General features: G+C 54.5%; 9 protein-coding genes. 6 read left to right on the top strand and 3 right to left on the bottom strand.

Features of this window, described 5'->3' with window-relative positions; genetic code table 11:
• Positions 1 to 948, top strand: a 948-nt coding sequence (locus AC9UG7_RS00505; protein ID WP_509583033.1) for a serine/threonine protein kinase, incomplete at its 5' end; no start/stop codon positions are given.
• A 4-nt stretch (positions 949 to 952) separates the two neighbouring features.
• Here the strand turns inward: AC9UG7_RS00505 and htpG are convergent.
• The 3 genes from htpG to AC9UG7_RS00520 form a co-directional block, all read right to left on the bottom strand.
• Positions 953 to 2,893 (bottom strand): molecular chaperone HtpG, encoded by a 1,941-nt coding sequence (gene htpG, locus AC9UG7_RS00510; protein WP_509583035.1) that lies wholly within the window; start codon positions 2,891 to 2,893, stop codon positions 953 to 955.
• A 108-nt stretch (positions 2,894 to 3,001) separates the two neighbouring features.
• Entirely contained in the window at positions 3,002 to 3,784 is a 783-nt protein-coding gene (locus AC9UG7_RS00515; RefSeq protein ID WP_509583037.1) for a pseudouridine synthase, read from the bottom strand.
• Positions 3,781 to 4,497: a Crp/Fnr family transcriptional regulator gene (locus AC9UG7_RS00520; RefSeq protein ID WP_509583039.1), complete on the bottom strand. Its 717-nt coding sequence runs from the start codon at positions 4,495 to 4,497 to the stop codon at positions 3,781 to 3,783. Before AC9UG7_RS00520 ends, AC9UG7_RS00515 begins: the two co-directional genes overlap by 4 nt.
• A 141-nt stretch (positions 4,498 to 4,638) precedes the next feature.
• On the opposite strand from AC9UG7_RS00520, the gene AC9UG7_RS00525 reads away from it, so the two are divergent.
• The 5 genes from AC9UG7_RS00525 to AC9UG7_RS00545 form a co-directional block, all read left to right on the top strand.
• Entirely contained in the window at positions 4,639 to 6,585 is a 1,947-nt protein-coding gene (locus AC9UG7_RS00525) for an AMP-binding protein (protein WP_509583041.1), read from the top strand.
• Complete coding sequence (locus AC9UG7_RS00530; RefSeq protein ID WP_509583043.1) at positions 6,582 to 7,364, top strand: ABC transporter ATP-binding protein; 783 nt, start codon at positions 6,582 to 6,584, stop codon at positions 7,362 to 7,364. Before AC9UG7_RS00525 ends, AC9UG7_RS00530 begins: the two co-directional genes overlap by 4 nt.
• A gap of 5 nt (positions 7,365 to 7,369) precedes the next feature.
• Complete coding sequence (locus AC9UG7_RS00535) at positions 7,370 to 8,296, top strand: branched-chain amino acid ABC transporter permease (protein WP_509583045.1); 927 nt, start codon at positions 7,370 to 7,372, stop codon at positions 8,294 to 8,296.
• 175 nt (positions 8,297 to 8,471) lie between these two features.
• Positions 8,472 to 9,548 carry a branched-chain amino acid ABC transporter permease gene (locus AC9UG7_RS00540; RefSeq protein ID WP_509583047.1) on the top strand — a complete coding sequence of 359 codons (1,077 nt, stop codon included), beginning with the start codon at positions 8,472 to 8,474 and terminating at the stop codon, positions 9,546 to 9,548.
• Between the two features lie 46 nt (positions 9,549 to 9,594).
• Positions 9,595 to 10,119, top strand: a 525-nt coding sequence (locus AC9UG7_RS00545) for an ABC transporter substrate-binding protein (RefSeq protein ID WP_509583049.1), incomplete at its 3' end; no start/stop codon positions are given.

Below are 10,119 nucleotides of genomic sequence, written 5' to 3' on the forward strand. Positions count from 1 at the left end.
CAGAGTGCACTCAGTTCGTATGAAAACCGTGTGTACCTCGCGCATTTAGACGACGACACATCCGTGGTCGCCAAGTTTTACCGGCCCGGGCGTTGGAGCGAAGCACAGATACGCGAGGAACACGCATTCACGGCTGAGTTAGTGGCTGAAGATATTCCGGTGGTCGGCCCATTGGTGTTGAACAGCATGAGCTTGCATGAAGCCCGCGTGGTACACGATGGTGTGGACGGGCATTTTTGGTTCAGCGTCAGCCCGCGTCGCGGTGGTCGCGCGCCCGAGTTGGACGACCCCGAGGTGTTGATGTGGATAGGCCGCTTGATGGCGCGCATGCATTTGGTCGGCGAGCGACACGCCTTCACCGTCAGGCCTGCGTTGAACCTTCACACCTTTGGCGAGCAGTCGCGCGATCAGTTGGTGTCGCAACAACAAATAGCCGAGGAAGTGCAGCAGCAATGGCAGTCCTTGTGCGATCAAGCCTTGGCGTTGGTGAAACAACAAATGCCGCCAGAGCTCAAATTGTTGCGCTTGCATGGCGACTGTCACCCTGGCAATATTTTGTGGACGCCTGAGGGCATGCCTGAACCCGGGCCGCATTTTGTCGACATGGACGATGCGCGCACAGGCCCTGCGGTGCAAGACCTGTGGATGCTGGTGCACGGCGAAACCGCAGAGCGTCGCCAGCGAATGGAAATCGTGCTCGAAGGTTACGAGAGTGTGCGCCGCTTTGACCGGCGTGAACTGCAATGCATAGAATCGCTGCGCACTTTGCGCATCATCCATTACAGCGCATGGCTGGCCGGGCGGCAAGACGACCCGGCTTTCCCTATGCACTTTCCGTGGTTCGGCACCTCAGACTATTGGCGCGGCCAGTGCGATACCTTGAGAGAGCAAATAGAGGCCATGCAATCTGACGAAGCAGTCAGTAGCTATTCGTCAGATGGTCAGTGAAGACTTAAACCAACAAAGCATTCACCCGCTTCACATACGCCGCCGGGTCATCCGGCAAACCGCCTTCGGCCAGCAACGCTTGGTCAAACAGAATATGCGCCAAGTCATGGAAATGAATTTGTCCGGCATCGCTGTCGATTTTTTTCACTAGCGCGTGCTCGGCGTTGATTTCCAAAATCGGTTTGGTGTCGGGTGCGTTTTGTCCAGCTTGTTTCAACATGCGAGCCATTTGCAAAGACACGCCGTGGTCTTTCACCACCAGACACGCCGGTGAGTCCACCAAGCGGGTGGTGATGCGAACGTCTTCGGCTTTGTCTTTCAACGCTTCTTTCAGTTTGGCCAGCAAAGGCTTCATGCTGTCGGCAGCGGCCTCAGCAGCTTTTTTCTCTTCTTCGTCTTGCAGCTTGCCCAAGTCGAACGCGCCTTTGGCCACGCTTTGCAGTGGTGTGCCGTCGAACTCGTTCAAAAAGCCCAGCGCCCATTCATCCACACGGTCAGACATCAGCAATACCTCGATGCCTTTTTTGCGGAAGACTTCGAGTTGCGGGCTGTTTTTGGCGGCAGCCAGGCTGTCGGCGGTGACGTAATAAATGGCTTCCTGCCCTTCTTTCATGCGCGTTTTGTAATCGGCAAAGCCCACATTCACGGTGTCGCTGGTGGTGCTGGCAAAACGCAGCAGTTTGGCAATCTTGTCTTTGTTGGCAAAGTCTTCGCCCAAACCTTCTTTGAGCACCGCGCCGAACTCTGCGTAAAACTTGCTGAATTTGCCCGCGTCTTTTTTGTCGTCGTCGCTGGCGTCTGCAGCCGGCACGTCGTGCTTGGCCAGGTCTTCCAACATGGACAACACACGGCGTGTGTTGCCTTCGCGAATCGCTTTGACATCACGGCTTTCTTGCAGCAATTCGCGGCTCACGTTCAACGGCAAATCGGCAGAGTCCACCACGCCTTTGACAAAGCGCAAATAGGTAGGCATCAAGGCTTCGGCATCGTCCATGATGAACACGCGTTTCACATACAGCTTGATACCGGCTTTTTTGTCGCGGTTCCACAAATCGAAAGGCGCCTTGCCCGGCAGGTACAACAGCTGTGTGTATTCGGTGCTGCCTTCCACACGGTTGTGGCTCCATGCCAGCGGTTCTTCAAAATCGTGGCTAATGGCTTTGTAGAACTCGGCGTGTTGTTCTTCGGTGATGTCTTTTTTCGGGCGGGTCCACAAAGCGCTGGCTTTGTTGACGGTTTCCCATTCGTCAGTGACCACCATTTCGCCCGGCTGGTCGTTTTCACCTTCTTTCCATTCCTCTTTGCGCATGAGAATAGGCAGGGAAATATGGTCTGAGTATTTGCCGATGATGGACTTGAGTTTCCAACTGCTCAGGTACTCGTCGGCGTCATCACGCATATGCAAAATGATGTGGGTGCCGCGTTCTTTTTGCGTGATGGTTTCCACCTCGAAGTCGCCGCTGCCGCCGCTGGTCCAGCGCACGCCTTGCTCGGCATCCAAACCGGCGCGGCGGGTTTCGACCACGATCTTGTCGGCGACGATGAAGCCGGAGTAAAAACCGACACCGAATTGACCGATCAACGCGCCTTGGTCTTTGGCGTCCGTTTGCTGGTCACCGGAGAGTTTGCTCATGAAGTCGCGGGTGCCGCTTTTGGCAATGGTGCCCAAGTGGTCAATCGCATCTTGCTCGCTCATGCCAATGCCGTTGTCGCTGATGGTCAGGGTTTTGGCGGCCTTGTCAAAAGCCACTTTGATTTCCAGCGTCGGCGCGTCTTCGTACAAGCCGGTGTTGTTCAAGGCTTCGTAACGCAGTTTGTCGCAAGCGTCGGAGGCGTTGGACACCAGTTCACGCAAAAAGATTTCTTTGTTGGAGTAAAGCGAGTGGGTGACCAAATGCAGCAGTTGGGCTACTTCGGCTTGAAAGGAATGGGTATGTTTGCTCATGGGGATAGATGGTTAAAAAGAGAAAAATGCTTGGGGTACAAATAGGGACGAATAAGCCGAAATCAAGCCTAAATAAAAGAAAAGCACTCAAAAGCGGCTGTCAACGGGTCAGTCGAAGTGTTCGTCCCGCCCCAAATAGCGCCATTGACCCACCGGCAGTTGGCCTAATTTCACCCGGCCTATCCGTACCCGTTTCAAGCCGACCACGGTCAGGCCCACCAGCTCGCACATGCGCCTGATTTGCCGCTTTTTTCCCTCACGCAGCACAAAGCGCAGTTGCTCGGGATTTTGCCAATCGACTTGTGCTGTTTTAAGGGCTTGTCCGTCCAAGGACAAACCATGGCACAACAAGGACAGTTTGTCTGCCGGAAACAGCGATTGCACATCGGTTTGCACTTCGCCGGCGGGCAGTCGACCGTATTGCACCCGCACCAAATATTCTTTCTCCACGTCGGAGTTTTCTCCAATGAGTTGGCGAGCTACACGGCCGTCTTGGGTCAATACCAGTAGTCCGACCGAATCAATATCCAAACGGCCAGCGGGCGCCAGTCCCATGCGCTGGCGCGGCGCGAACCGCACAGGCGAGCGGTCGTCCCGCCAGTGCGTGCGTGCCTCAATAAGGTTGATGGCGGGTTCGTGCCCATCCTCGGCCTGACCGCTGACATAGCCCATGGGCTTGTGCAACAAAATCGTCACTTGCTTGTCTTGCTGACCGCGCGCCAATGCATCCACCTCTATGCGGTCGAGCGGGCTCACCGGTTTGCCCAGTACCGCCGTTTCACCATTGACCTTGACCCAGCCTTTGGCAATCCATTCGTCGGCTTCACGGCGTGAGCAAATGCCGAGTTCGGCCATGCGCTTGTTCAGTCTGATGGTGGTGGAGTCGTTCATGTGAGGCTCAGTGTATGGCTTCGCAAAGCGGTCAAATTCAATATGCGTATGCCGCCATAAGTAACCTTGATCCATTGCGCGGCTTCCAAGCGCTTCAACGCAACGTTGACTCGCTGTCTTGAGAGACCGACCAAGTAACCCAATTCTTGTTGGGTGATGTTCAACAGCTCACCGACACCCGGGAACAGCACTGGGTTGACCAAGGCCGCTAAATTACGTGCGACACGCAAGTCGGGGTTATTGATGCGATCGATTTCGCGGGCGGCAATGAACTGTCCCAAGCGTTCGTTCAGCTGGTTCATGATGAAGCGATTGAAGCCAATAGATTCGGCCAGCAGCGTGTGAAAACTTTCAACCGGCAAACCAGCCACCACGCTGGCTCGCAAGGCGTTCACGTTGTAACGGTAAGGCTCGCGCTTCAAAGCTGTGCCTTCGCCGAACCAACCGCCACGCGACACACCGGTGAAGGTGAGGCTATCGCCTTTGTCGGTGTCTATGTTCATTTTCAACAAGCCGTCGACGACACCAAACCAATAAGTGGGTGCACGACCGATGCGGCAGACCGCGTCACCGGTTTGCGCGTCGCCAACAACGATGCGCGGGACGGTTTGCCCGCGTTCACTGTCGCTTAACCAGCTCAACCACGGAATGCCCGCTAACTCTTCGGCCTTCGGTTCGCGTCGTCGCTGATGCAAGGTCAGGTCTTGGGACATAGGACTGCTTGAAATTCCAAATAGGTTTCTAGGTACATTCCCTAGATTGTCGTCGGAAAGACAAAATAGCGTCAAACACGGTTCTAATATTCGCAACCCCTGTGACAAGCCCACTATGCTTGTTGTGACCATAGCCAACTGATGAACACCACTTTCCCCCGCTTACTGCAGCAACACGCCAGCCAACGCCCTGGTGACGCTGCGCTGCGTGAAAAAGAATATGGCATTTGGCAAACCCTAGACTGGGCAGGCTTGCAGGCCATGGTGGCGCGCATGTCGCATGTGTTTGCGCGGGACGGCATGCAACGGGGCGACCATGTGGTGATTGTCGGCGCCAACCGGCCCCGTTTGTCCGCCGCCATGTTGGCTGTGCAATCCTTGGGTGGAATTCCAGTACCGCTTTACCAGGATGCCGTGGCCACTGAATATATTTTTCCGATCAACAACGCAGATGTGCGATTTGCCGTGGTGGAAAACCAAGAACAAGTCGACAAGTTGCAAGAGATTCAGCCGGAGTGCCCGACACTCTCGCGTATTTACTACGACGATCCGCGCGGTTTGCGCAATTACCCCTCAACCGGTTTGTGCGGTTTAGAAACTGTTTTGAGCGATGGAGAAATGCTGGAGCGTGAACACCCCTCATTTTTCCAAGAGCATGTCAGCCGTGGCCAGGCTGACGATGTGGCTGCCATGTTTTTCACTTCCGGCACCACTGGCAACGCCAAAGGCGTGGTGCATACCCACCGCAGTTTGTTAGACCGCGCCAAAGCCGGTGCCGACTTTGACAAGTTGACCAGCCATGAAGAAGTGCTGGCGTATTTGCCACCAGCCTGGATCGGGCAAAACATCTTCAGTTATGCGCAATGGCTGTGCTGCGGTTATGTGGTGAATTGCCCCGAGTCCACTGAGACCATCACCATCGATTTGAAAGAAGTCGGACCCACTTATTACTTTGCGCCGCCGCGTGTGTTTGAAGGCTTGCTCACCCAAGTGATGATTCGCATGGAAGATGCGAGTGCCCCCAAACGCAGCATGTTCCACTACTTTATGAAGTTGGCGCGTGAGGTCGGCCCGCGCCTTATCGACGGCGAGCCCATAGGCTTGTGGAACTCGCTAAGGTATGGGCTAGGCAACATGCTGGTCTACGGGCCTTTGCGCAATAACCTTGGCTTTTCACGGGTGCGTGTGGCCTATACCGCAGGCGAAGCGATTGGCCCGGACCTCTTTAGTTTTTACCGATCCATCGGCATCAATCTCAAACAGTTGTACGGCTCCACTGAAACAGCCGTCTTCGTGTGTTTGCAACCAGACAACCAAGCGTATGCAGATACCGTCGGTGTGCCCTGCGACGGTGTTGAAATCCGCGTGGCAGACAACGGTGAAATTCTGGTCAAGTCCGCCGGTCTGCTCAAAGGCTATTACAAAAACCCCGAGGCCACGGCCGAGGTATTGAGTGCTGACGGCTGGTACAAAACCAATGATGCCGGTTTCATCGACAGCCGTGGCCATTTGAAGATCATCGACCGGGTGAAAGATGTGGGTCGCATCCAAGGCGGCGCTCATGATGGCGCTATGTTTGCCCCAAAGTATGTTGAAAACAAGCTGAAGTTTTTCCCCTTCATCAAGGAAGCCGTCGCTTACGGTGACGGGCGCGACAAAGTCTGTGTCATGCTCAATATCGATTTCGATGCCGTGGGTAATTGGGCCGAGCGGCGCAACCTCCCTTATGCGGGCTATACCGATTTGGCGCAAAAGGCCGAGGTCTACCAATTGATTTTGGAATGTGTGGAAAAAGTCAATGCAGATTTATCGGTCGACACTTTGTTGGCTGGCTCGCAAATCAGTCGCTTTTTGGTGCTGCACAAAGAACTCGACGCCGACGACGGCGAACTCACCCGCACCAACAAAGTCCGTCGTGGCTACATCGCCGACAAATACGCGGTCTTGGTCAACGCCTTGTACGAAGGCTTGTCGCAGCAATTCATTGAAACTGCCGTCAAGTTTGAGGATGGTCGCAGCGGCAGCGTCAGTGCCACCTTGAAGTTGTCGGACGCCAAGTTGTTCACGCCGGTGGAGCGTGCCGCATGAGCAAACAAATCGGCGACGTCATATTGAATGTGCAACACATTTCGCTCAGTTTTGGCGGCGTCAAAGCCCTGTCTGATATCAGCTTTGATGTGTATGAGCATGAAATCCGCGCCATCATCGGCCCCAACGGCGCGGGTAAATCATCCATGCTCAATTGCATCAACGGCGTGTACACGCCGCAGCAAGGAAAGATCACGTTTCGCGGCCAGACGTTCAGTCACATGGACAGCCACCAGGTGGCGGTCATGGGCGTGGCCCGCACGTTTCAAAACCTGGCATTGTTCAAAGGCATGAGTGTGCTGGACAACATCATGACCGGACGCAACCTGCGCATGAAATCCAACCTGTTGTGGCAAGCCATTCGACTCGGTCCGGCACAGCGCGAAGAAATCGAACACCGCAAGCGCGTGGAAGAGATCATCGACTTTTTGGAAATCCAGCCCTACCGCAAAACACCGGTCGGTCAACTGCCTTACGGTTTGCAAAAGCGGGTGGATCTGGGTCGCGCCTTGGCGCTAGAGCCGCAAGTGTTGTTGCTGGACGAACCCATGGCCGGCATGAATGTGGAAGAAAAACAAGACATGTGTCGCTTCATTTTGGATGTGAACGACGAGTTCGGCACCACCGTGGTGTTGATCGAACACGACATGGGCGTGGTGATGGATATTTCCGACCGTGTGGTGGTGCTGGATTACGGAAAGAAAATCGGCGACGGCACGCCTGACGAAGTGCGCAACAACCCCGAGGTGATCAGCGCCTACCTCGGTACTGGACATTGACTGCCATGGGATTCTTTCTTGAAACACTGCTGGGTGGGCTGATGGCGGGTATGTTGTATTCGCTGGTGGCTTTGGGTTTTGTATTGATCTTCAAAGCTTCCGGCGTGTTCAATTTCGCGCAAGGCGCGATGGTGTTGTTCGCGGCATTGGCGATGGCGCGATTTTCCGAATGGCTCAACAGCACTGGCTTGGGTAACTTATGGCTGGTCAACCTGATCGCCTTTGTCATGGCCGCTGCGGTCATGTTTTGCGTGGCCTGGGTGATCGAGCGATTGGTGTTGCGCCAATTGGTGAACCAAGAAGGCACGACCTTGCTGATGGCTACCTTGGGTATCACTTATTTTCTAGAGGGACTGGGTCAGTCCTTGTTTGGCAGTGACATCTACAAGATCGACATTGGCATGCCCAAAGAACCGGTGATGGCGTTCGAGTCCACTTTTCCAGGCGGTATTTTGATCAACCAGGAAGATTTGATTGCGGCGCTGATCGCCGCCTGTTTGGTGGCTTTGTTGTCGCTGTTTTTTCAAAAAACCAGCACTGGTCGTGCGTTGAGAGCGGTGGCGGATGACCATCAGGCGGCGCAGTCCATTGGCATACCGCTCAACCGCATTTGGGTGATTGTGTGGTGCGTGGCTGGCGTGGTGGCCTTGGTGGCCGGCATGATTTGGGGCAGCAAACTGGGCGTGCAGTTTTCATTGGCCACGGTGGCTTTGCGTGCATTGCCAGTCGTTATTTTGGGTGGACTGACGTCGGTGCCTGGCGCCATCATTGGCGGCTTGATCATCGGCGTTGGCGAGAAATTGTCAGAGGTTTACCTGGGACCTTATGTTGGCGGTGGTATCGAAATTTGGTTTGCTTATGTTTTGGCTTTGTTGTTCTTGCTCGTGCGTCCTCAGGGGCTGTTCGGAGAGAAGATCATTGACCGCGTCTGAAAGACGCATGTCGATGATCTTTCAACGCAGACTAACTTTGCGGAGCAAAGCTCAAGCGCAGCGGGTCGGCGTTAAAAGATGATTGGATTGAGGGAATGCGGTGCGTGAACTTTGCGGAGCAAAGCTCAAGCGCAGCGCGTCGGAGTTAAAAGATTGAAAGTTAAATAAGAGAAACATGTTTTACAGAGAAAACGGCCAATTCAAAACCAGCTACCAAGCGGACCAGCAGATCTTCCCGATCCTGCAAGACCGCTGGTTCATTGCTGCTTTACTGCTGCTGGCATTTGTCGCTGTGCCGTTCATCGCCTCGGATTACATGTTCAGCGCCATTCTGATTCCCTTCGTCATCATGGCCATGGCAGCCTTGGGTGTGAATATTCTGGTCGGTTACTGCGGCCAAATCTCTTTGGGCTCGGGCGCGTTCATGGCGGTCGGTGCTTACGGCGCGTACAACTTTTTTGCCCGCATTCCCGGCATGCCGTTGATTCCGACATTGATATTGGGCGGACTGTGTGCCACGGTGTTCGGTATTTTGTTCGGCTTGCCCAGTCTGCGGGTGCGTGGTTTGTACTTGGCGGTGGCCACGCTGGCCGCGCAGTTTTTTGCCGACTGGATGTTTCTGCGTGTCAAATGGTTCACCTTGGACACACCATCCGGCTCGGTGGCGGTGTCTAATTTGCAGGTGTTTGGTTTTGCGATTGACAACGACATCAGCAAGTACCTGTTTTGCCTGAGTCTGCTGTGTGTGGTGGCTTTGCTGGCCAAAAACCTGGTGCGTGGTGCCATTGGCCGCGAATGGATGGCGATTCGCGACATGGATGTCGCGGCAGCGGTTATCGGCATTCGCCCCATGTACGCCAAGCTCAGCGCCTTTGCCGTCAGCTCGTTCATCATCGGCATGGCTGGTGCTTTGTGGGCGTTTATTTACCTGGGCGCCTGGGAGCCTAGCGCCTTCTCTGTGGATCAATCTTTCCGATTGCTGTTCATGGTCATCATTGGCGGCATGGGCTCCATCATGGGCGGATTTTTGGGCGCGGCATTCATCGTGACGCTGCCAATTTTTCTCAATCAGTTTCTGCCGGTGTTTGCTGGCTGGTTCGGTTTGGTTATTTCCACCACGGTGGTGTCGCACGCTGAATTGATGATCTTTGGCGCGTTGATCGTCTGGTTTTTGATCGTCGAGCCGCACGGCTTGGCGCGTTTGTGGGCCATAGGCAAACAAAAAATGCGCGTCTGGCCTTTCCCTTATTGAGTGTGTTGAAGTCCTTTTTTGTGAGTCCAAATTGAAGGAGACGAAGATGAAAAAACCAATCTTGTTGTTATCTGCTCTGTTGTCGGCGGTTCTGATGTCGTCGGCCACACAGGTCCTGGCCCAGGCCAAGGAGCAGTTTGTTCCTGTGCTGTCTTACCGCACCGGTCCTTATGCACCCAACGGCACGCCTTGGGCCAACGGTTTTGTTGATTATTTGAAGTTGGTGAATGCCAAAGGCGGCATCAACGGCGTGAAGATCGCCTATGAAGAATGCGAAACCGGTTACGACACCGCACGCAGCGTCGAATGCTATGAGCGTTTGAAAAGCAAGAACCCCAGCTTTGTCCAAACCTTGTCAACCGGTGCGACTTTCGCCGTGACTGAAAAAGCCCCCGGCGACAAAATCCCGGTGGTCACCGTCGGCTACGGACGCAGCGAAAGCTCTGATGGCGCGGTGTTCAAGTGGAACTTCCCTATCGCCGGTACTTACTGGGTGGCGGCTGACACCATTTTGCAAGCCATTTCCAAAAAAGAAGGCGGCTGGGACAAACTCAAAGGCAAGAAAATCGCG

Source organism: Limnohabitans sp. (assembly GCF_046052765.1).
Classification (GTDB): Bacteria; Pseudomonadota; Gammaproteobacteria; order Burkholderiales; family Burkholderiaceae_C; genus Limnohabitans.

What these genes read in the sequence shown, in the direction of transcription:
- htpG (WP_509583035.1), bottom strand. Translation starts at nt 2,893, where the DNA reads ATGAGCAAACATACCCATTCCTTTCAAGCCGAAGTAGCCCAACTGCTG.
- AC9UG7_RS00515 (WP_509583037.1), bottom strand. Translation starts at nt 3,784, where the DNA reads ATGAACGACTCCACCACCATCAGACTGAACAAGCGCATGGCCGAACTC.
- AC9UG7_RS00520 (WP_509583039.1), bottom strand. Translation starts at nt 4,497, where the DNA reads ATGTCCCAAGACCTGACCTTGCATCAGCGACGACGCGAACCGAAGGCC.
- AC9UG7_RS00525 (WP_509583041.1), top strand. Translation starts at nt 4,639, where the DNA reads ATGAACACCACTTTCCCCCGCTTACTGCAGCAACACGCCAGCCAACGC.
- AC9UG7_RS00530 (WP_509583043.1), top strand. Translation starts at nt 6,582, where the DNA reads ATGAGCAAACAAATCGGCGACGTCATATTGAATGTGCAACACATTTCG.
- AC9UG7_RS00535 (WP_509583045.1), top strand. Translation starts at nt 7,370, where the DNA reads ATGGGATTCTTTCTTGAAACACTGCTGGGTGGGCTGATGGCGGGTATG.
- AC9UG7_RS00540 (WP_509583047.1), top strand. Translation starts at nt 8,472, where the DNA reads ATGTTTTACAGAGAAAACGGCCAATTCAAAACCAGCTACCAAGCGGAC.